At 61.0% G+C, this 22,048-nt stretch carries 12 protein-coding genes; 8 read left to right on the forward strand and 4 right to left on the reverse strand.

What is annotated here, in order from left to right:
* Positions 1-101 precede the first annotated feature (101 nt).
* Positions 102-758: an arylesterase gene (locus RN347_RS05810; protein ID WP_311960495.1), complete on the reverse strand. Its 657-nt coding sequence runs from the start codon at positions 756-758 to the stop codon at positions 102-104.
* Here RN347_RS05810 and RN347_RS05815 point away from each other — a divergent pair.
* The 3 genes from RN347_RS05815 (at position 757) to glyA (ending at position 5,540) form a co-directional block, all read left to right on the forward strand.
* The gene (locus tag RN347_RS05815) at positions 757-1,572 is read left to right on the forward strand and encodes an ABC transporter ATP-binding protein (protein ID WP_311960496.1); all 816 of its coding nucleotides are present in this window, start codon (positions 757-759) and stop codon (positions 1,570-1,572) included. The genes RN347_RS05810 and RN347_RS05815 overlap by 2 nt on opposite strands.
* The gene (locus RN347_RS05820) at positions 1,565-4,156 is read left to right on the forward strand and encodes an FtsX-like permease family protein (RefSeq protein WP_311960497.1); all 2,592 of its coding nucleotides are present in this window, start codon (positions 1,565-1,567) and stop codon (positions 4,154-4,156) included. Before RN347_RS05815 ends, RN347_RS05820 begins: the two co-directional genes overlap by 8 nt.
* 118 nt (positions 4,157-4,274) lie before the next feature.
* Complete coding sequence (gene glyA, locus RN347_RS05825; RefSeq protein WP_311960498.1) at positions 4,275-5,540, forward strand: serine hydroxymethyltransferase; 1,266 nt, start codon at positions 4,275-4,277, stop codon at positions 5,538-5,540.
* An 89-nt stretch (positions 5,541-5,629) separates the two neighbouring features.
* On the opposite strand, the gene RN347_RS05830 is transcribed toward glyA, so the two are convergent.
* From RN347_RS05830 to RN347_RS05840, 3 genes are all read right to left on the reverse strand, one after another.
* Complete coding sequence (locus RN347_RS05830; protein WP_263584529.1) at positions 5,630-6,799, reverse strand: nucleotide sugar dehydrogenase; 1,170 nt, start codon at positions 6,797-6,799, stop codon at positions 5,630-5,632.
* A gap of 74 nt (positions 6,800-6,873) precedes the next feature.
* Positions 6,874-8,304: a phosphomannomutase gene (locus tag RN347_RS05835; RefSeq protein ID WP_311960499.1), complete on the reverse strand. Its 1,431-nt coding sequence runs from the start codon at positions 8,302-8,304 to the stop codon at positions 6,874-6,876.
* 139 nt (positions 8,305-8,443) lie between these two features.
* Positions 8,444-13,195 carry an ExeM/NucH family extracellular endonuclease gene (locus RN347_RS05840; protein WP_311960500.1) on the reverse strand — a complete coding sequence of 1,584 codons (4,752 nt, stop codon included), beginning with the start codon at positions 13,193-13,195 and terminating at the stop codon, positions 8,444-8,446.
* A 320-nt stretch (positions 13,196-13,515) separates the two neighbouring features.
* On the opposite strand from RN347_RS05840, the gene RN347_RS05845 reads away from it, so the two are divergent.
* The 5 genes from RN347_RS05845 (at position 13,516) to RN347_RS05865 (ending at position 22,013) form a co-directional block, all read left to right on the forward strand.
* On the forward strand, positions 13,516-15,852 hold the full coding sequence (locus RN347_RS05845; RefSeq protein WP_311960501.1) for a DUF4214 domain-containing protein: 2,337 nt from the start codon (positions 13,516-13,518) through the stop codon (positions 15,850-15,852).
* 120 nt (positions 15,853-15,972) lie between these two features.
* On the forward strand, positions 15,973-17,727 hold the full coding sequence (locus tag RN347_RS05850) for a type I secretion system permease/ATPase (protein ID WP_311960502.1): 1,755 nt from the start codon (positions 15,973-15,975) through the stop codon (positions 17,725-17,727).
* Positions 17,728-19,107 carry an HlyD family type I secretion periplasmic adaptor subunit gene (locus tag RN347_RS05855; protein WP_311960503.1) on the forward strand — a complete coding sequence of 460 codons (1,380 nt, stop codon included), beginning with the start codon at positions 17,728-17,730 and terminating at the stop codon, positions 19,105-19,107. It abuts the gene before it with no gap.
* On the forward strand, positions 19,107-20,624 hold the full coding sequence (locus tag RN347_RS05860; RefSeq protein WP_311960504.1) for a TolC family outer membrane protein: 1,518 nt from the start codon (positions 19,107-19,109) through the stop codon (positions 20,622-20,624). Before RN347_RS05855 ends, RN347_RS05860 begins: the two co-directional genes overlap by 1 nt.
* Before the next feature lie 57 nt (positions 20,625-20,681).
* The gene (locus tag RN347_RS05865; protein ID WP_263584522.1) at positions 20,682-22,013 is read left to right on the forward strand and encodes an undecaprenyl-phosphate glucose phosphotransferase; all 1,332 of its coding nucleotides are present in this window, start codon (positions 20,682-20,684) and stop codon (positions 22,011-22,013) included.
* Positions 22,014-22,048: the final 35 nt, after the last annotated feature.

The following is a 22,048-nucleotide window of genomic DNA, read 5'->3' on the forward strand; positions in this document are numbered from 1 at the left end:
CTGGCGTGCGTCAGTGCTATATAACTCATCATAAAAATGACGAAAAGCGGCAGGTTTTTAATAGGGAATGGTGGGTTACATCCAAAGCGCTAGGGCGCTTGCTAATGCGCCTGCTCCAGCAGCGGCTCGACCATTGGCCATACGTTCTCCAGAATGAGCGGCTGGGCCTCGGCGGTCGGGTGAATGCCGTCGCTTTGCATCAACGCGCGATCCAGCGCAATGCCCTCCAGCAAGAAGGGGAGTAGCGCCACGTCGTACTCGTCGGCAAGCGTGCGATACACGCCGGTGAAGGCATCGCGATAGGCCTGGCCGTAATTGGGCGGAATATCGATGCCCAGTAGCAGCACCTCGGCATCAGCGGACTGGCTTTGCTCGATCATGCCGGCCAGGTTTTCGCGCATCTGCGCCGGGGGAAGCCCGCGCAGGCCGTCGTTGCCGCCCAGTTCCAGCAGCACGATATCCGGGGCATGCTGATCAAGAACGCTTTCGAAACGCTCAAGGCCTCCACCGGTGGTCTCACCGCTAATACTGGCGTTCACGACCTGCGCCTGATCGTCAAGGCGGCGCTCGAGGAGGCGCACCCAGCCCTGGTCCTGCTCGATGCCGTAGGCCGCGCTCAGGCTATCTCCCATCACCAGCAGCGTCGGGCGCGCCTCGGCATTGGCAAGGCCTGGTTGAAAGAGCACTATCAGTGCGACCAGCCCGGCGGTTACCATGCAGGCAAGCCGATGCCACATAAAAGGGATGCCACGCTTCATGTCCTACTCCTCTGACAAGGATTCGACTAACGCCGCTCAACCGGACGTCGAGCGTTCAAGCTTAACCGATGAGACGGCCAAGGCACACGCCCGTGATACGCATCAGGGGCCGCCGGTGCTGCTCGCCGAGAACCTTTGCAAACAGGTGAAAAGCGGCGAGCGGGCGCTGACCATTCTAAAGGATCTTTCGCTGTGCGTGGCACAGGGCGAAACGGTGGCGATTCTGGGTAAAAGCGGTGCCGGAAAATCGACGCTTCTTGGGATTCTGGCTGGGCTCGACACGCCCAGCGACGGCGAACTGAATCTGTTCGGCCACCCCTTGAGCCGTTTGGACGAGGATGGCCGTGCATCGCTTCGCGCCGGGCGCGTGGGCTTCGTATTTCAAAACTTTCAGCTTCTGCCCACGCTCAGCGCCCTTGAAAACGTGCTGCTGCCGCTGGAGCTATCGATTCGCGCGGGAGAAACCCAGGCAGCGCACACCTGGCTTGAACGGGTAGGGCTGACCGAGCGCGTCGCGCACCTGCCCAAGCAGCTCTCCGGCGGCGAGCAGCAGCGCGTGGCCATTGCGCGCGCGTTCGTCACCGACCCGGAGCTGGTCTTCGCCGACGAGCCCACCGGCAACCTGGACCCGGAGACCGGCGCCCAAGTGATCGATCTGCTGTTCAGCTTGAATCGCCAGGCGCATACCACGCTGATTCTCGTCACCCACGACTACGCCCTGGCGCGGCGCTGCGACCGCTGCCTGCGCCTGGAAGGCGGGCGGCTCACGGCGTTCGAGCCCGAGCCGGCCTTGTCAGGCGGTGGCGATGAGTAGCGTCAACTGGCGTCTGGCCGCGCGCAGTCTCAAACGCGATCTGCGCGCCTCGGACGTGCGCGCGCTCTTTATCGCGCTGGTACTGGCCGTCGCGGCGTCCACCATGATCGCGTTTTTCCTGGATCGACTGGAGCGCGGCCTGGAGCGCCAGGCGGGCCAGATGATGGGCGGTGATCTGGTGCTCGAGCAGCGCGAACCCTTCGATGATGCGCTGCGCGAAACCCTCGAACGAGCGGGCTTTTCGCTCAGCGATCAGGTCGATCTGGTGTCGATGATCAGCCAGGGCGAGCGGTTTCAGCCCGCAAGCCTCAAGGCGGTCGACGAAATCTACCCGCACTACGGCGCCACGCGGGTGGACCGCGGCAACGGCACCGAAGAAGTACCGGCCGGCCCCGCCGCCGGCGAGGCCTGGGTCGACCCGCGGCTCTTTGAGCTGCTCGCGCTTGAATTGGGCGATCGTGTTCAGGTCGGTGAGCTTTCGCTTGCCGTGACCGGTATCGTCGAGCGCGAGGCTGACCAGTCCGCCGGCTTTAGCAGCTTCAACCCGCGGCTGATGCTCAACACCCAGGATCTCGAGGCGACCAACCTGCTCCAGCCGGGCTCGCGCATCGAGTTCGAACTGCTGGCCGCAGGCCCGCCCGCCGCGCTCGAACGCGTTCAGCCGCTGCTGGACGAGCTTCGAGAAGCGGGGGTCGAAGTACGCGATGTGCGAGTCGACCGCCCGCAGCTGGGCAACGCGCTTTCTCGGGCAGAAAGCTATCTGGGGCTGGCGGGGCTGGTCGCCGTACTGTTGGCCGGGGTCGCGGTCGCCATGTCGACCCGGCGCTACGTCGAGCGCCACCTGGATACCGCCGCGCTTCTGCGCTGCTTCGGCGCAAGCCAGGCACAGCTGGTCACCATTTTCGCGCTTCAGCTAGTGGGCCTTGCGCTGATCGCCTCACTGCTCGGAGCGCTGCTCGGGCTGTTGGGGCAGGCGGTGCTTCTGTGGCTATTGGCGCAGTTTCTCCCGCTGACGCTGCCGCCGCCCGGCATAATGCCGCTGGGCCTTGGCGTGCTGACCGCGCTGGCCGTGCTAGTCGGATTTGCCGGGCCGGCGCTTTTACGCATCAAACAGGTCAGCGCCCTGAAAGTGCTGCGCCGCGAGCTCGACCCGCTGCCGCCAGCGGCCTGGCTCGTGGTGGGTGTGGCCGGTGCGGTGTTTGGCGGGCTTTTGTGGCTTTATTCCGGAAGTCTGCCGCTGGCGGCCGGGTTGCTGCTCGGCGGTGGGGCGCTGCTGGGCGTGCTGTGGGCGGCCAGCGCCCTGGTGCTCAGCCTGGTATTGAAAACAGTCGCGAAACTCTCCGGCGCCACGCCCTGGAGCCAGGCGTTTCGCCTTGGCGGCCGCCAGCTCGCTCGGCGTAAACAGGCGGGCATGGGCCAGCTGCTGGCGTTTTCCGTCACGTTTTTTGCCATGGCGATGATTGCTCTGGTGCGTGGCGACCTGCTCACGACTTGGCAGGATCAGCTGCCGGATGAAACGCCCAACTACTTTGCGATCAACATTCAACCGAGCGAGCGAGACGCCTTCGACGCCGCCATCACGCCCCGGGTGGATACCCAAAGCGCGCTTTACCCCATGGTGCGCGGGCGTATCACGGCGATCAATGGCGCTCCCCCACGGGAGTTTGTGCCCGTCGAGGCCCGCGGCGATGGCGCGCTGCGCCGCGAACTCAATTTGACCTGGCAGGCAACGCTTCCCGAAGGCAACGAGGTAGTCGCCGGCCAGTGGTTCGACGGCCAAACAAGCGAACCCCAGGGATTCATGAACGAAGTGGACGCCAGGCCAGCCAGCGCCGCCGTGCCGGACACCGCCGTGCCGGGCACCGCCGTGCCGATTTCCGTCGAGCAGGGCCTGGCCGAGCGGCTAGGGCTTACGCTTGGCGATACGCTGGCCTTCTCCATTGGCGGCGAGACGATCGACACCCGCATCGAAAGCCTTCGAAGCCTCAACTGGGATAGCTTCAAGCCCAACTTCTTCGTCATCTTTCCGCCCGGCGTGCTGGAGAGCTTTGGCCACAGCTACATCACCGCGTTTTATCTTCCTGAGCGCGAGCAGGATCTGATCACGCAGCTGGTGCGTGACTTCCCCGGCGTTTCGCTTCTAAACGTCGATGCGATTCTGGGGCAGGTGCGCGAAGTGTTGGGGCAGGTCACCCGCGCGGTCGAGCTGATTCTTCTATTGGTGCTGCTGGCCGGCGTCAGCGTGCTGTACGCCGCGCTCACCGCCAGCCGCCCGGTGCGGGCCCACGAAAGCGGGCTTTTGCGCGTGTTCGGCGCGGGCAACGCGATGATTTCCCGCGTACAGGGCGCCGAGTACGCGCTGCTGGGGCTGGCAAGCGGGCTCATGGGCGCCTTTTTGGCCGAGATAGCCAGCGCGGCGCTCTATCTTTTCTGGCTCGATTTGACCCCGCGGCTGCACCTGACGCTGTGGCTGGTTCTGCCGCTGGGCGGTGCCGCCCTGATTGGCCTGATCGGCCACGCGCTGTCGCATAGCCTGCGTCGTCAGGCGCCGGCGGCAAGTCTGGGCCTGATCGGGGAGGCCTAGCACGCTTGATGAATCCGGCTCATGGTGCGGCTGAGCCGGATGCGATGAAAGTCGCCTCCGGCTGAGGTATCATGGCCGCCTTGCTTTTTTCGATGCCCTAGCCTACGAGGTTTGCTCCATGTTCAGCCGCGATATGACCATTGCCGGATTCGATGATGCGCTATTTGACGCCATGCAAAAGGAAGTGGCGCGTCAGGAAGATCACATCGAACTGATCGCCTCCGAAAATTACGCCAGCCCGCGCGTGCTCGAGGCCCAGGGCAGCCAGTTGACCAACAAGTACGCGGAAGGCTACCCGGGCAAACGCTACTACGGCGGCTGTGAGTTCGTGGATATCGCGGAAAACATGGCGATCGACTACGCCAAGGAGCTGTTCGGCGCCACCTACGTTAACGTACAGCCTCACTCCGGCTCCCAGGCCAACAGCGCCGTCTTTCAGGCGCTGGTCACCCCCGGCGACACCATCCTCGGCATGAGCCTGGATGCCGGGGGCCACCTGACCCACGGCGCCAAGCCCAACTTCTCCGGCAAGCACTACAACGCCGTTCAGTACGGCCTGAACGACCAAGGCCTGATCGACTATGATCAGGTCGCCGAGCTTGCCCGTGAGCACCAGCCGAAAATGATCATCGCCGGTTTCTCCGCCTACTCGCAGATCATCGACTGGGCGAAATTCCGTGAAATCGCCGACGAAGTGGGCGCCTATTTGCTGGTCGATATGGCCCATGTCGCCGGTTTGGTCGCCGCCGGCGTCTACCCAAGCCCGCTGCCCCACGCCCACGTGGTGACGTCCACCACGCACAAAACCCTTCGCGGCCCGCGCAGCGGCGTGATTCTCTCTGCCGAAAACGACGCCGAGATCGAGAAGAAGCTGCAGTCCGCCGTCTTCCCCGGCGGTCAGGGTGGCCCGCTCATGCACGTCATCGCCGCCAAGGCGATCTGCTTCAAGGAAGCGATGGCGCCGGAGTTCAAGACCTACCAGCAGCAGGTGGTCAAGAACGCCCAGGCCATGGCCAAGGTGTTCATCGACCGTGGCTTCGATATCGTCTCCGGCGGCACCGAAGATCACCTGTTCTTGCTCTCGCTGGTCAAGCAGGGCGTGACCGGCAAGGACGCCGACGCCGCGCTGGGCCGCGCGCACATTACCGTCAACAAGAACGCCGTGCCCAACGACCCGCAAAGCCCGTTCGTTACCTCGGGCCTGCGCATCGGCACTCCCGCGGTGACTACCCGCGGCTTCGGCGAAGAGGAGTGCACCGAGCTTGCCGGCTGGATCTGTGATCTGCTCGACGTCCTCGCTAGCGGCGACGACACTACCGCCGTCGAGCAAGAGATCGCCGGGAAAGTGGCGAAGGTCTGCGCGAAGCTTCCGGTTTATAAATAAGCGCCTGCAACACCAGACCGGTCAAACAGTGGGCGCCTTCGGGCGCCCATTTTGTTGTGAAGTGTAAAAGACCTACAGGAAGGAAGCGTTCATGAATCGCTGCCGAAAAGGTCGCGCGTAAACACCTTCTCTTCGATGTCGCGCAGCTCCTCGGTCATGCGGTTGGCGACCACCACATCGCACAGCGATTTAAAGGCCGCCAGGTCGCGAATGACCGCCGAGTTGAAAAAGGCGCTTTCCTCCAGAATCGGCTCGTACACCACCACCTTGATGCCTCGGGCCTTGATCCGTTTCATCACACCCTGCATGGCGCTGGCGCGAAAGTTGTCGGAGCCGGCTTTCATGATCAGCCGGTAGATGCCCACGACCTGGGGCTTTCGCTTGAAGATGCACTCGGCGATGAAGTCCTTGCGGGTACGGTTGGCATCCACGATCGCCTGCATCATGTTGCTGGGCACGTTTTGATAGTTCGCCAGCAGCTGCTGGGTATCCTTGGGCAGGCAGTAGCCGCCGTAGCCGAAACTCGGGTTGTTGTAGTGCTTGCCGATACGCGGGTCCAGCCCCACACCCTCGATGATTTGGCGCGTGTCGAGCTCGTGGGTTTCGGCGTAGGTATCCAGCTCGTTGAAATAGGCAACGCGCATGGCCAGGTAGGTATTGGCGAAGAGCTTGATCGCTTCGGCTTCGGTGCTGTTGGTGAAAAGCGTGGGAATATCCCGCTTGATGGCCCCTTGCGATAGCAGCTCGGCAAACGCGTGGGCGCGGGGGGTGCGCTCACCGACCACGATGCGCGAGGGGTGAAGGTTGTCGTAAAGCGCCTTGCCTTCACGCAGAAATTCCGGTGAAAAAATCAGGTTGTCGGTGTTGAAACGTTCGCGCGCGTTGGCGGTATAGCCCACGGGAACCGTCGATTTGATCACCATCACCGCGTGCGGGTTGATCTTGATCACCTGTCGAATCACGGACTCGACGCTCGTCGTATCGAAGGTGTTGGTGTGAGGGTCATAGTCGGTCGGCGTGGCGATAATGACATAGTCGGCGTCTTGATAGGCGACTTCCGGCGCCAGTGTCGCGCTGAACTGAAGGTCATCGCGGGCGAGAAACGCCGTAATATCGGCGTCCTCGATCGGGGAGATGCGCTGGTTCAACAGCTCGACTTTATCGGGTCGAATATCGAGCGCCGTGACAGCGTGATGCTGAGCCAACAGCATCGCGTTGGATAGCCCGACATACCCCGTTCCCGCCACCGCGATTTTCATACCCAAACTCCCCGAACCCTGCCCATGGTAGGGGCTACTTTAACAGCCGTTTCTTGCAAAGCCATTAATGAGCGCTACAGCGTGCCCAGCGCTTTTAAACTCTGCTGAACCAACTGCTCGGCCCGGGCGGCCGAGCCCGCCTCACCGTAGCAGCGAAGCTCCGGCGCGTTGCCGGAAGGGCGCAAATGGACGATCTCGTCGTTTGTAAACGTCACCCTCAAGCCATCGGTCGTATCTATAGCGGCAATGTCCTCTATAAGCCCGAGCGCGCTTTGAAGCTTTTGCGGCGAGTCAGACCACTGCTCCAATAGCGCCCGGCTTTTTTCCACGGGAAACGCCTTGAGCCGGTCGCTGGCGGTATAGCGCTCGGGTAGCGCTTTATTGAGCGCCGACAGTGTTTGGCCTTTCCGGGCGGCTTCCACCATCAGCGTAAGCGCCGGTAGCAGCGCGTCGCGAGTGGGTAGGGCGGCCAGCGTACGCCCCTCTTTTTGCAGCGGGGTGTGAAGCAAAAAGCCGCCGTTGGCTTCGAACCCGGCAACGCTTGAAAACGTGCTCGAAAGCGATGCCATGCCTTCGAGCACGAACGGCGAGCCAATGCGCGTGCGGACCACTTTTTTGAACGCCCCACACGCCTCGATGGCGGTATTGCAACTGATCGGTACCGCCAGCGCCTCGATACCCAACGCTCTTGCGCACAAAAGCCCCACGATATCGCCTCGAAGCCAGGTGCCGGTTTCATCGCCCAAAAGCGGGCGGTCGGCGTCACCGTCGGTGGATAGCAGCGCGTTGAGGCCGTGCCGCTGCGTCCAGGCGCGCCCCCTGGCCTGGTCATCGGCACTGACGGCTTCGGTATCGACCGGCACGAACGCATCGGTGCGACCCAGTACGACCACATCGGCGCCCAGGGCATCGAGAATATAGGCGCTCAAATCGCGCCCGGCAGCGGAGTGCTGATAAAGCCCCACCCGCCACCCCTTGAGCGGCTGATCGACGAACCAGCGGGTATAGCGCTCGGCGTAGGCTTCGTTCGCCGCGTCAGAAAACGCTTCGCGGGCAGGCGCCGAAAAAGAGGGCAGTTCAGCCTTCGCCGATAAAATAGCGGCCTCGTCGGCCTTGGTGATTTCGCCGTCCGGGCGATAGAACTTGATGCCGTTGCGATCAAACGGAATATGGCTGCCGGAAATCATGAGGCAAGGCACGCCGTGTTTCATCGCCTGCAGCGCCAACGCCGGGGTTGGCAGTATGCCGTAGTCGTCGACGCCAAGGCCCATTGCCCTGGCCGCACTCGTACAGGCGGCGGCCATGGCCGGGCTACTGGGTCGGCGGTCCATGCCGATGGCGATACGCTCGAACGTGAACGACTGGCGCATGGCGAAAACGAAGGCCGTCGTAAACGCGGCACAGACGTCATCGGTGAACTGCTCGACCAAGCCCCGGGCGCCGCTCGTACCGAAGCCAATGCCGCTTTGCGCGATGATGTCCGATGTGAGGGGGCGCGTGGTCAATGTAGGACTCCCGGGAAGGTAGAGGATGGTGCCTTGCGTGTGCGAGCGAGTTTAGCATTACCTTGACCGGTTACCGCTAGAGGGTACCCACGAAAAAGCCCCCGCGGGTGCGGGGGCTAATGGTGGAGTCAATGAGGGGTTAGAACTCTCCGCCGCCCAGATTCAGGCCGACCAAAATGGGGTCGTGGTCGGAGCTTCTAAACGCATCCGGCGCGTACAGGTTTTCATCCTGGCGCTCGCTGGTGAAATCGGTGTTGTAATCCAGTGCACTCGCTTCATCCGCGTTGATGTGCCAGGTAGTGGTGCCCGTGACCTGGCCGGCGAGAGATTCGCTTGCCAGAGCGTGATCGAGCGAGCCCCAGAAACCATCGAACACGTAGCTGTAGTCATCGTCGAGCAGCTCGAACCCGCCCTCGACCAGCGCCATGATGGGATCTTCCATCGCATAAGCGTTCAAGTCGCCCAGAATCAGCACGTCCTGATCGCTGCTGCCGGTGGGGTTGGTTTCAAGCCACGCCATGAGCTCCTTCGCCGCCTCGACACGGGTCGGGTTGTTGTTGCCCTGGCCGTCGCCAATGGCGTCCTCGCCGTTGATCACGCTGCCCTTGGATTTGAAGTGGTTCACCACCACCGAGAACTGTTCACCGTTTTCATCGCTGAACGTCTGCATCACCGGCGGGCGGTTGCCATAACCAAACGCGCCCTCGGTCGTGGTCGCGGCGGCGCCTTCGGGGGTGACCGCCTGGCTGTTATAAATGACGCCCACGGTGATGGCATCATCGCCGGCGCTGACGATATTACCGTCGCCGTCACGCGGAATGCTGTACGCCCAGGTGATCCCTTCGATGCCTTTGGCGGCGATGTCGGCATTGAGCGCGTTGACCAGGCTTGCCAGCGCGCTGTCCTCGCCATAACCGTTGTTCTCGATCTCCATCAGTCCCAGCACATCAGCGCCGCTGGTATTGATGGCTTCGACGATCTTGGCTTCCTGGCGGGCGAACTCTTCGGCGTTGTCAGCGCCACGCGGTGAATGCGTAGTGCCATCCAGCGTGCGTGTGGGTTGGCCGCTATCGCCCAGCGTATTGAAGTAGTTGAGTACGTTGAACGAGGCTACCTTGATGGTCGCATCGCCCAGAGCCTCAACGTCCGGCGCGGTCGGGCGATCAGAACCCTGGAAGTCCAGGCCTTCGACATTTTGAACTTTCCACTCGCCAAAGTTGAAGTCCAGCACCCCGTCCAGCGTCTCGAGCGTATCGCCCCCACGCAGCGGGTTGGAGGCGGAAAGCTCTTCTCCGCCACGCCCATGAATGATCGGGTCCGGATTCTGGGACGAGTTGGCGTCATCGAGCTTGATGGTGCGCGCCTCGGCGTCTTCAAGCCACGCCTGGTAGCCCTCGACACTCGGCGCATTGACCTCGGTGAACTGCTCCAGGCGCCCACCTGCGGAAAGCGTTACCTCGCCATAACGACCCAGTTCGTAAAGCTCGGTGACGACCAGCGGCTGGCCGTCCATCGCTTCGATGGCAACTCGCATGCCTTCAAACGCTTCCAAGCCTTGCTTGTTGGCGAACGGCAGCTTGATGACCTTGCTTTGCGGCAGCGGCTGATCGTGTTGGAGAATCTTCAGGCTCGAACGCTCGGCGGTCAGCTGGGTTTTATCGTAATACTCCGACACCGTGCCGCCGATACGAATTTGATCGCCGGCCGAAAGCGTGGCCAGCCATTCGGCACTGCCGCTACCGGCGTAAACGAAGATGCCCTCCGAGGTATTCGGGTTATCGTCGTTGTCGGCGTCTTCCTCCTGCAGGAAGAAGCCGTCAAGACCGGGTGTCACCATGGTGACGATCGCTTTCAGCGTAACGCTTTCGCCATCCAGTGCGCTGGTGCCGCCTTCGCCTTGTACCGCCGAGATCAGGGTCAGCGCGATCTCGGGCTCGACCGCCACGCCCGGCGAGGCGAGGGCGGGCACATCGCTGCCGTCCCCTCCAAACGCGCTGGAGGCGAGCGCGCCTTCTTCATCCGGCTGCGTAAAGGCCTGGCGGTCCACGTTCCAGGACGCCGCATCGTGATCAGACGTGTCCGGGTAGGCTTCGAAACCAATGCGGTTGCCGTCCAGTCGCGGGTCACCCTGCCAAAGCGTGACCGCATCACCGCCGCTGCCAAGGCCTGCGGCATCATCAGCAAAACCGATCTTGAGCGACTCGATACCGTTCAGGTTACTCCAGGCGGCACGGAACTCAGCGACCGCGTCGGCACCGCCGTCGACGATGACGATGGCAGATTCGCCCGGGGCGAGCGTGGTCAGTCCTTCGATGCGCACGGCGTCCTGGGGCGAGGCGCTGTCATCGTCGTAGTAAAGCGGCGAGCTTGTGAAATCCAGCGTCTCATCGGAGCGGTTGGTAATCTCGAACCAGTCTTCGGTGATGTCCGAGCCGGACTGGCCGGGCCAGATTTCGGTGATCGCAAGCCCGATATCGGCCTCGCCCGGAACGTAGGGCGCCTCCATGGTGCCGATGCGAAAAGCCTGGGTCAGCCCGTCGGGCATGGCGCTACTGGCGAATTCCCAGTTATCGGGGTTAGCGATGGCGCTTAACAGTGCATCGACGGTGCCATAACCTTCACCGGTGAATGCAGCATTTTTGGCGCTACCTACCGCAACCGCCGTCAACCCTTCCTCAAGCCCCGGCGGCAGGGCTGAATCGTTGGAGCTCGACGCCGTCGCTTGCCACTCTCCACTATTGGTTTGTACCGCGTAGATAAACGATGGGGCAGTATCCTCGCCGACGAAAGCGATGACTTGATCACCACCGGTCGATAGGTTAAAGCCGTTATTGCCCACGGCGGGGCTATTGGCATTGATAAACTGATCGGCGTTGTTGACCGAAGAGATTACCGTGCCCGGCGCTACGCCGCCTTCCGGAGCGGTCCATTTCACGGCGCCTTCGTTGGCGCGAAAGCCGTCTTCCTGCCAGCCGGAGTCGGTGAAAGTGATCTCGGCGCCTTCCGAGATGCCCTTGAGCGCCACGAACTGGAACTCCTTGTCGCTGCCGCTGACCGCGATCACAGCGATATCGCCGGGGCGAGGAGTTGTGTCCGGCAGCGCCTCAAAAGCGATGTCGAGACCGATGAACTGCTGCTGAGCGTCCGGTAGATCCTTGGATTCGCGGCCGTCCTCGAACCAGTCCACGGTGCCGCTATCGAACAGCACGCTTGCCGATACGCCGTCATCGCTGATCGCGATATCAAAAATCGCTTCGGGCTTGGCGCCAATCGCTTGGGGTATGGTGTTGAGATCGACGCCTTCGATTTCACGCACCGCGTGATCGCCGTCCCAGAAATAGAGGCCAAACCCCGTTTCCAGGCTGTCGTCTTCAGGGCCGGCCAGAATCAGGTAGCCCTGATCGCCGGCGGGCTCGATGGCGCGCACCGCACGGCCGTCCAGGTCCAGTCGAAGCGGGGTGCCGAAGTCGGCTTCAAGCGCCGAACCGTTCACGAGCTCGACGGCGTTCTCGACCGGGATGAGCTGTGCAAAGCCATCGTCCAGCGGCGCGCGCAGCCCAAGATAGAGCGCATCGTCGATGAACACCGCGCCTTCGATGTTAATGCCCAAGTCGAGCTTCAGCGCACTTTCGCCAAGCCCATGGCCATTACCTCTGTCCCAGCTCAAGAGCTGCTCATTGAGATTCGTGAACTGGCCGACCACATTGATCTCGAGATCGTCGCCGCTGCCGGTGACGTCTGTTGCGAACACCATCGAGCGCTGACCGCTCTGGTGCGAGCCCAGCCAGTATTGAACCCCTTGATGAGTCGCTACGGCTTCGAGGTCCGCTTCCTGACCCTCGCTTAGCCCCAGTGCCTGGTTGAGATCGAAGGATTTGACAGGCTCGCCGCCGTCCTCGCGGTCATAAAGGCGCAGCGTCTGGTCTTCATCGTCGGCGACCAGCATGAGCGTCTCGCTAATGGCAACGGCGGCGGAAGCGTCGGACGCGCCCTTGAAGTAGCGTTCGCCGAATTGAAAATCGGGCTGTGGCGTCTGCTCGGGTTCTTCGATCGGCTCCTCGGGCTCCTCGACCGGCTCTTCTGGTTCTTCGACAGGCTCCTCAGGCTCCTCGATGGGCTCTTCTGGTTCTTCGACCGGCTCCTCGGGCTCCTCGATGGGCTCTTCTGGTTCTTCAACAGGCTCATCGGGTTCTTCGATCGGTGCTTCAGGCTCCTCGACCGGCTCCTCGGGTTCCTCGATTGGTTCATCAGGCTCTTCGACCGGCGCTTCGGGCTCTTCGACCGGTTGGTCAGGCTGTTCGATGGGCGTTGTGGCTTCATCTTCGATACGGCGAGTGATATCGCCCAATATTGCTTCGAAGTCGGCACTGGCGGTATCGGTGTTGCTCAAGGTTGAAAGCGTTTGGGCAGACTTTAACTGCTGGCTTTCATAGCTTTGTGCCAGGGTCTGCGCAACGTCTGATCTGGAAACGCCCGAGGCGAGCTGGGCAAGCCAAAAGTCGGTGCTTTCGGCATCCGGCGAGCGCCCTAAAAAGGCTGAGTAAGCCTGGTTCAACCAGACCGCCGACTCCTGATTGGCGATCGCTTCAAACTCTGCCGAGCTTTGCAGGCTGGCTGTAATGTCGTCGATGCTCAACCCCTGGCGATGCATTTCGACCCAGTAAGCGAGGCCGTCGATATCGGCCGGGCGTAGCAAGTACGTTTGGTAAAGATCGACGATTGGCTGAATAGCGGTATCGAATTCGTTGCCCATCATTAAATTCTGCGCGACACCGCCGGTATCGAGCGTGCCGTTCTCCAGCTGCTCGACCCAATAACTCAACCCGTCTTCATCGGGTTGGCGTAGCAGAAGTGTTTGATAAAGCGAAGTGACGATCGTTTGGTAGTCCATCGAGAAAGCCCCAAGAGCAGTTACGCAATAGTTATAAAAAATAGAGAGAAAATAACAATTTCAGTTTTTGTTGCTTAAGGTTTCTGGTTGTTACGAATGAGTGAAACAACGTATCGGTTAAATGTGTCGTTACCGTGACGTGATGGTTGGGCTTTTATTTCAAATAAATGAATTTCGGCGTCTTTTTCCTCGATTGGTCAGGTCCGTATCGAGTGAGATTTATCGAAAGTGTCATCTTTTCGTCATTGTTAGCTCGCTAGTATCTCTTCGCTTTGTAAGTTCGCTTGGCCAACCGCTACTAAAAATTGAAGGGATCGAACATGAGCAACTTTCAGCTACAGCTTCTGCACGCCTCGGATATGGAAGGGGGCGGAGGCGACCTGCTCAACGCGCCAAACTTCGTTTCAATCGTCGATTATCTTGAAGATCAGTACGCCAACAGCCTGTTCGTAAGCTCTGGCGATTTGGTGCTGCCTGGTCCGTATCTGAACGCCGCGGCGGAGGCGAGTTTACAATCCGCTTTTCAAGCGGCGGTCGAAAACGTCTACGGTTTAGAGGCCGGTTCCATGAGCGGCATTACGGCGGCCTCAGGGCGTGTTGAAGTGCTGCTAATGGATTTGCTTGATGCCGCTGCAATAACGCTTGGCAACCATGAGTTCGATCTTGGCACCGGCTTGATCGCCGGCATGATCGCCCCGTCGGTCAACGGTGACACTGCCGCAGACGTTGAATGGCTAGGCGCCCAGTTCCCCTACCTTTCGGCGAACCTGGATTTCTCGAACGATTCGAATCTCAGCGGTCTGGCCACCAGGGAAATCTTCTCTAACGAAGCGTTTCAATCCACCTTGCAGGACGTGCTGGCAGGTGCCGACAAGCCCAAGCTGGCGCCGGCAGTCATCGCTGAGGCTGGCGGCGAGCAAATCGGCATTATCGGTATCACCACCCAGATTCTGGAAAGCATCTCTTCTACCGGCGATGTCGATGTCATTACCGGCGGTAGCAACGATATGCAGGCGCTGGCCGGCGTTATTCAGCCCGTGATCGACGAGCTCGAAGGCCGTGGTGTCAATAAGATCATTCTGAGCTCGCACCTGCAGCAGATTCAGTTCGAGGAAGAGCTTGCCACGCTGCTCGACGGTGTCGATATCGTCATCGCCGGCGGCTCGGATTCACTGCTTGCCGACCAGGAAGATATCGACCGCGGCCTTTTCCCCGGCGCGGCCGAGCCTTACAAGTCCTACCCCATCCTGACCCAGGACGCTTCGGGTCGTGATGTGGCCATCGTCAACACCGACGCTGGCTGGCGCTACGTGGCGCAGCTCGTGGTCGAATTCGACGAGAACGGTCATCTTCTTCCCGAATCGATCGACCCGGCGACCTCCGGCATCTTTGCCTCGACCGATGCACAGGTCGAAGCGCTGTGGGGGAGCCTGGAAGCCGCATTCGCTGACGGCACCAAGGGCCAGGTCGCTCAGGAACTGGTAGGCGCCGTTGGTGAATTCGTCGCTGAACAGGACGGCAATATTCTGGGCCTGACCGATGTGTATCTGGTGGGCGAGCGCGGCTCGGTGCGCACCGAAGAGACGAACCTGGGAAATCTTACCGCCGATGCCAACCTTTGGTATGCGCGTCAGCTGGATAGCGACGTCATGGTCTCGTTCAAAAACGGCGGCGGCATTCGCGAGCCGATTGGAGAAGTCGTCGTTCAGGGCGGCGACAGCGAGCAAAGCTACCAGCCGCCCGGCGCCAACCCGGTTATCGGTAAGCCCGAAGGCGGGGTATCGCAGCTCGACGCCGCGTCATCGCTTCGCTTTAACAACGATCTGACTATTTTGACCGTTTCGCGCAGCACGCTGTTGGAGGTGCTCGAGCACGCCGTGGCGGCCTCGGCGCCCAACGTCACGGCGGGCCAGTTTGCCCAGGTCGGCGGTATTCAATACAGCTTCGATTGGGACCAGCCTGCCGGCGAGCGTATCCAGAGCGCTGCGGTTCTCAAGGAAAATGGCGAAATTCACGATGTACTGGTAGCTAACGGCCGTTTGGTAGGGAACGCCGAGGACACCATCAAGGTCGTGACGCTGGGTTTCATGGCCGACGGCGGCGACGGCTATCCGCTGGGCGAGGGGGTCTATATCGACCGCGTCGACCTGGTGGATGCCTACACGTTGGAGGGCAAGTTCGATTTCGCCGATAACGGCACCGAGCAGGACGCCTTCGCCGAATACATGGGTGCCACGTACAGCGAAACGCCCTTTAGCGAGGTCGAGACGCCGGCAAGTGAGGACATGCGCATTCAGAATCTGGCGGTGCGCGACGACGCCGTATTGTCTGACGCCGTCGATCCGCTGCTGCGTCTTTACGATGCCGCTTTCGATCGCGATGCCGATGGCCAAGGGCTTGGCTATTGGCTGGATATCAGCGAAGAGTTCGAGCTGATCGATATCGCCCACGGCTTCCTCGCATCAGAAGAGTTTCAGCAGCAAAACGGCAGCCTCCAGAACGATGCTTTCATCGATTTGATGTACGCCAACGTATTCGAGCGAGAGGCCGATGCGGCGGGCAAGCAGTACTGGCTCGATGAAATGGCCGGTGGCGTCGATCAGGCAACTGTCATGCTGGGCTTCGTGGAGTCTCAGGAAAGCATGCTGTTGGCATGATGTGTTCTTCAGAGTAAGGCAGCAGGCTGAACCCGCGCCCCTACCCCTGGCAGGGGCGCTTCTGTTATGCTTTCGCGATTCTGCCTCGCACGATTTTCTCGAAATTACGGTGATCCTTCCATGTCAAAGCAACAGGAAGCAACGGACCTGCAGCGGGCGTTGAAAGCCTGCAAGGGTTCGTTCATGTCGGTCGGTTTTTTCAGCATGTTCGTCAACCTGCTGATGCTCGTACCGCCGATGTACATGCTTCAGGTATACGATCGTGTTTTGACTACTCAAAGCTTCGATACCCTTTTGATGCTCACCCTGGTGGTCGTGTTTCTTTTCATGGTCATGGGCGGGCTCGAACTCGTACGCTCGCGGATGCTGGTACGCGTAGGTAATCGGCTGGATACGTCGATCAACGAGCGCCTCTACAGCGCCATGTTCCGCAGAAGCCTGTTTGCCCAGGGCAGCCAAAGCGCGCAGCCCTTGAACGACTTGACCAGCCTGCGCCAGTTTCTGACCGGCAACGGGCTGTTTGCCTTTTTCGATGCTCCCTGGGTGCCGGTGTACCTGGGCGTACTGTTTCTGTTTCACCCGTGGCTTGGCATTTTCGCCACCTGCGCGGGCATCATTTTGCTCACACTGGCGGTGGCGAACGAAAAGTCCACCAAAACGCTGATGGCGGATGCCAACAGCGAACATATCCAGGCGCAGAATCTCGCCAACTCCAACCTGCGCAACGCCGAAGTGCTTCACGCCATGGGCATGCTGCCCGGTATCATGGGGCGCTGGTCGAAGCGCCACCACGAATTTTTGGCCAAGCAGTCCAAGGCAAGCGACCGGGCCGGTGCCTTGACCAACGTGTCGAAAGTGATGCGGCTGATGTTTCAGTCGCTCATTCTGGGGCTCGGGGCGCTTTTGGTGCTGGAAGGCGAAATGAGCCCGGGCATGATGATTGCCGGCTCCATTTTGATGGGACGTGCACTGGCACCGATCGACCAAATGATCGGCGGCTGGAAAAGCTTCGTCAGCGCCCGCGGCGCCTACGGGCGTTTGAATGAGCTGCTAACGCAAATTCCCAGCGAGCAGCGCAAGATGTCGCTGCCTGCACCCAAGGGCGATATCGCGTTGGAAAACGTGGCAGCGGCGCCGCCTGGCGTGCGCATGGCCACCATTCGCGGGATCAATTTCAGCGTGCCCAGCGGCGAGCATGTTGGCATCATCGGCCCGAGTGCCGCGGGTAAATCGACGCTGGCCCGTGTGCTGTTAGGCATCTGGCCCTCCCAGGTGGGCGACGTTCGTTTGGATGGCGGGGTCATCACCCAGTACAACCGCGACGAGATCGGCCCCTACATTGGCTATCTGCCCCAGGACATCGAGCTTTTCGACGGCACCATCAGCGAAAACATCGCCCGCTTTGGCGACATCGATTCCAAAAAGGTCGTCGAGGCTGCGCGCAAGGCAGGCGTGCACGAAATGATTCTCGAGCTGCCCAACGGTTACGATACCGTCATTTCATCTACCAGCGGCGCGCTCTCCGGCGGCCAGCGCCAGCGCGTGGGGCTGGCCCGAGCGCTGTATGGCGACCCGGTCTTCGTCGTGCTGGACGAACCCAACGCCAACCTGGACGACGCCGGCGAGCGGGCGCTCGGCCAGACCATTGCGCTGCTCAAAAGCGAAGGCGTGACGCTGTTCGTCATCAGCCACCGCACCAACGTCCTCAAGAACATGGACAAGCTTCTGGTGATGAAAGAAGGGCAGGTCAGCATGTTCGGCCCGCGCGATCAGGTGCTGGCGCAATTCGCCAAAAAACCGAACAAGCAGGTCGGTCAGCAGAGTTCAGCCCGCTTGTCCGCCATTTCCGGCGGGCGTCAGGGCGAGGAGTCGTAAATGAGTAACGATAAGCGCGGTCTCACCTCTCAGGGCGAGATCGACGTCACCCCCAAGGGCCCCGCTACCATCGATGGCGAGGCTACCGAGAAGCTGCCCACCAGCGACAAGGGCTACCGTCGGCTCGGCTACGCGATCCTCGGCATCGCGTTAGGTGGCTTCATTCTTTGGTCGGTCACGGCGTCGCTGGCGATTGCCGTGGTCGCGCCGGGCAGCGTATCGATCGAATCGTTCAAGCGCACCGTGCAGCATCTCGAAGGCGGCATCGTGCGCGAGATTCGCGTCGACGATGGCGATACCGTCGAGGCCGGCGATACGCTGGTGGTGTTAAGCGACACCCAGGCGCGCTCGCAGCTCGAAATCGCGCGTTCGCAGTTTTTGATCAACCGTGCGATGGAAGCGCGCCTGCTCGCCGAGCAGGAAGGCGCTGAAACGATGCAAATTCCTGAAGATATCCAGGATGCGGATAACCCTCGCGTTCAGCAGGTCATTGCCGTTCAGCAGAGCCTGTTCGCCGCGCGCAAACAGTCGTTGGAAAGTACGCTACAGTCGCTTGATGAGCAGATCGTGCAGATGCAGGAGCAAATCGAAGGTCTGCGAGAGCGCTCCAGTGTCAATACACGCCGTATTTCGTCGCTGCGCTCTGAGGCGGATGATTTCCGCTCGCTCTACCGGGAAGGGTTGGGCGACAACCAGCGCTTGCGTGAGCTCGAGCGCCAGGTTCTTCAATACGAAGGCGAAAACGCCGAGTTCCAGGCCAATATCGCCCAGCTGCGCTCGCAGATCAGCGAAAATCGCATGCAGCGCGAAATTCAGCAGCAGGAGTTTCAAAAGGAAGTCGGCGAGCAGCTGCGTCAGGCCCAGGCGCAAATCGCCCAGGCCGAAGAGCAGATCATTTCGCTCGGCGATCAGGTCGAGCGCACCGTCGTCACGGCGCCTGTCTCCGGCACCGTGGTGGGTCGTCAAATTCACACCGTCGGCGCGGTCATTCGCCCGGGCGATGCAATCATGGATATCGTGCCCAACAATGACGGCTTCGTCGTGGAGGCACGTATTCCCACGCGCGATATCGACAATATCTACATCGGCCAGTTTGCCGAAATCCGCTTTAGCGCCTTCAACCAGCGCCTGACCGATGAAATCGACGGTGAGGTCATCTACGTCAGCGCCGACAGCTTCGAAGACGAGGCGACCGGTCAGCGCTACTACCGCGCCCGCGTTCGCGTTACCGAAGCCGGCCACGAACAGATGAGCGAACAGATGCAGCTTCTTTCCGGCATGCCGGCAGAAGTCATGCTGCGCACCGGCGAGCGCACGTTCGCAAGCTATATCGCCAAGCCTGTCACTGACATGCTGGCCCGCGCCATGCAGGAGGACTAATGCGTTTTTCGCCGATTCGAAAGAGCATTACCCGCAGGCAAGGCGTACTGGTGGGATTGATGTTGGGCGTGACCAGCGTGTCGGTCTACGCCCAGCAGGGCGGGCCAGCGGGCGATTCGATGGCCGCCCCTCTGGCCGAGCAAAGCGCGCTGGACGAGCTGGCGGCGCTGGACGCGCGTCCGGGCCAAGCCGATGCACATCAGGCCCCGACGCTGCCTTCGCTGCCGGGGCTGTTCGCAAGCGCTTTGGAGCACGATGCGGATCTTTCCCGTCAGCGTTTCGAGCTTGCGGCCACGCAGGAAGAAGTGCCCATGGCGCGCTCGCAGCTGCTGCCCCAGGTCTCGGCGTCGGGTTCTTATCTTTGGCAGGATTCCACCAACATTCAAACCTCGCCGGACGACTTCGGCCTCGACCAGCCCGCCCAGCGCCCCGGTGAAATCGAGGAGAACGTCTGGGGGGTTCAGCTCCAGCAGCCGCTTTTCAGTCTCGAACGCTGGCGCGGCGTGAATGTCGCTCAGGCACAGGTCAGCGCCGCCGAGCTTCAGCTTGCGGTGGTCGAGCGCGATTTAGCGCTGCAGGTAGCCGAGGCCTACATTCAGGCGTACCTTGCCACCCAGCGCCTGGGGCTTTTGAAATCGCAGCAGGAGTCTCTCGAGCTTCAGGTGCGCCAGGCGCAGCGCGCTTACGACCTGGGCATTGGTGATCGCATCAATCTTTATGAGGCGCAGTCGCGCCTCGACCAGGCCGTGTCCGATGCGGTTCAGGCCGAAAACGAGCTGAACAACGCACTCAGTACGCTCGAGCGTTTGACCGGCACTTTCCCCGAGTTCAGCTCGTTGGGCGTGGGTGAGCTTTCAAGCGCCACCCTCAACCAGGAGTGGGGCGATCCGCAGGCGTGGATCGCGCGCGCAGGGCAAAATCTGGATGTGCAGCTGGCCGCTGAACAGGCGCGCATCGCGACCGCCGATGCCAGCACCCGGCGAGCGGGCTATTTCCCGGAACTCAACCTGAACCTCTCCTATTCGGATCGCCAAAGCGACGACGCGCTGCGCGAAAGCGAGGACTACCGGGCAAGCGTCGAGGTCAGCGTGCCCATCTACCGCGGCGGCTATACCACGGCCAACGTGCGCCAGGGCGAGCGACGCATCGATGCAAGCCAGGCCGATCTGGACAACCAGCTCAACCTGGCGGTTCAGGAAGTTCGCCAGCGGCTTCGCTCATTGAACGGCCACGTGCGCCGCGTTCAGGCCCTCAGCCAAGCCATCGAATCCAGCCAGCTGTTTCTCGACGCCGCCGAGCGCGGCGAGCAGTTGGGCCTTCGCGATCTGGTCGACGTGCTGGACGCCAGGGCAAGCTTGTACGATCAGCGCATTCAGTACGTTGACACCATCGGTGAATACGCGCTCGATAGCCTGGCACTGCAGTCCGCAGTCGGTGATCTCTCGAGCCAGGATTTGAGCGATATCATGACGCTCTTGCTGTCTTTCACGGATCTAACGGTCACCAGTCAGGGATAACGCCGTTGCATGAGTGGGTTGAAGGGGGCTCCGCATAACGATTGGCTAAGACGCGCCATGCGCTGCTTCGATGCAGGCATCGCGCTGGTCGTGTCGTGGATCGCGCTGTGGGTGATGCCCAATATCACCTACCACGGCGAAGAGTATATGTTCATCATGGTGATCGGCAGCCTGCTGCTGCCTGCCGTAGGTGAGCTTTTGGGGCTTTATCAGCCCTGGCGCGGCCGTAGCCTTTACTCGATGCTGGGCGCCTACGCGCTGAGCTGGTGCATCACGATCGTATTGATCAGCCTTCTGCTGGTCGCCACTCAAACGACCCAAAACTTCTCCCGGCTTTGGATGGGCGTGTCGTCGTTGACGGTGCTGGGGTTTGGCAGCGTCATGCGAGGCGCGCTCTATATTTATCTGCGGCGTCTGCGCGCTCAGGGCAAGAACTGCAAGCGTATCGTCATCATCGGCCGCGAAGAGAACCTGCTGCGCCTCAAGGATCATCTGCTGGCGATGCTCAATGCGGGCTATATGCTGCATAGTGCCAAGGTCGATGACGACTCGGACCGCTTTCATCAAACGCTCAAGGAGCTGGTCGATGACAGCGCCTTCAACCGCGATTTCGATGAAATCTGGTTGAGCTACCCGCTAAGCGACGGCGACAAGGTGCGGCTGGTTTCGACCAGTTTGATCGACATTCCCATTAGCGTTCGCTACTTTCCCGATCTTTCCGACATTCGCCTGCTCAATCATCGTATGGTGCAGGTCGTTGGGCTGTACTCGCTCGAACTCAACTACAGTCCGCTGGACAGCACGCCGCTGCGGCTGGTCAAAAATATCGAGGACCGCTTGATAGGCGGTGTGCTGTTCATCGCCTTTTTACCCGTCATGCTGGTGATCGCCGCGCTGGTTAAATGGAAAATGGGCGGGCCGGTGCTGTTCAAGCAGCACCGCCACGGCATCGACGGCAAGCGCTTTCGCATCTACAAGTTTCGCAGCATGAGTGTGCATCAGGCGCGCACCACCGTGGCGGCCACCAGGGAAGACCCCCGCATCACACCGCTCGGCGCGTTTTTACGCCGCACGAGCCTGGATGAGTTGCCACAGCTTTATAACGTGCTCCAGGGGCGCATGTCGCTGGTCGGGCCGCGCCCCCATGCGCTGGATCACAACCAGTACTACCAGGGCGTCATTCAAAACTACATGCAGCGCCACCGGGTCAAGCCCGGCATGACCGGATGGGCCCAGGTCAATGGTCACCGGGGCACTACCGATACCCTGGAGCAGATGCAAAAGCGTGTCGAGTTCGACCTTTACTACATCGATAACTGGTCGCTGGGGCTCGATTTGAAGATCTTGATCATGACGCTAACCCGGGGCTTTGCCAACAGCCAGCCGTGATACGGCGGATCGCTGCAACGCCAACAGATCCAACA

This window comes from Halomonas sp. PAMB 3264 (genome assembly GCF_031954245.1).
Lineage (GTDB): Bacteria > Pseudomonadota > Gammaproteobacteria > Pseudomonadales > Halomonadaceae > Vreelandella.

What these genes read in the sequence shown, in the direction of transcription:
- RN347_RS05820 (WP_311960497.1), top strand. Translation starts at nt 1,565, where the DNA reads ATGAGTAGCGTCAACTGGCGTCTGGCCGCGCGCAGTCTCAAACGCGAT.
- RN347_RS05860 (WP_311960504.1), top strand. Translation starts at nt 19,107, where the DNA reads ATGCGTTTTTCGCCGATTCGAAAGAGCATTACCCGCAGGCAAGGCGTA.
- RN347_RS05840 (WP_311960500.1), bottom strand. Translation starts at nt 13,195, where the DNA reads ATGGACTACCAAACGATCGTCACTTCGCTTTATCAAACACTTCTGCTA.
- RN347_RS05815 (WP_311960496.1), top strand. Translation starts at nt 757, where the DNA reads ATGTCCTACTCCTCTGACAAGGATTCGACTAACGCCGCTCAACCGGAC.
- glyA (WP_311960498.1), top strand. Translation starts at nt 4,275, where the DNA reads ATGTTCAGCCGCGATATGACCATTGCCGGATTCGATGATGCGCTATTT.
- RN347_RS05845 (WP_311960501.1), top strand. Translation starts at nt 13,516, where the DNA reads ATGAGCAACTTTCAGCTACAGCTTCTGCACGCCTCGGATATGGAAGGG.
- RN347_RS05850 (WP_311960502.1), top strand. Translation starts at nt 15,973, where the DNA reads ATGTCAAAGCAACAGGAAGCAACGGACCTGCAGCGGGCGTTGAAAGCC.
- RN347_RS05830 (WP_263584529.1), bottom strand. Translation starts at nt 6,799, where the DNA reads ATGAAAATCGCGGTGGCGGGAACGGGGTATGTCGGGCTATCCAACGCG.
- RN347_RS05810 (WP_311960495.1), bottom strand. Translation starts at nt 758, where the DNA reads ATGAAGCGTGGCATCCCTTTTATGTGGCATCGGCTTGCCTGCATGGTA.
- RN347_RS05855 (WP_311960503.1), top strand. Translation starts at nt 17,728, where the DNA reads ATGAGTAACGATAAGCGCGGTCTCACCTCTCAGGGCGAGATCGACGTC.
- RN347_RS05865 (WP_263584522.1), top strand. Translation starts at nt 20,682, where the DNA reads ATGCGCTGCTTCGATGCAGGCATCGCGCTGGTCGTGTCGTGGATCGCG.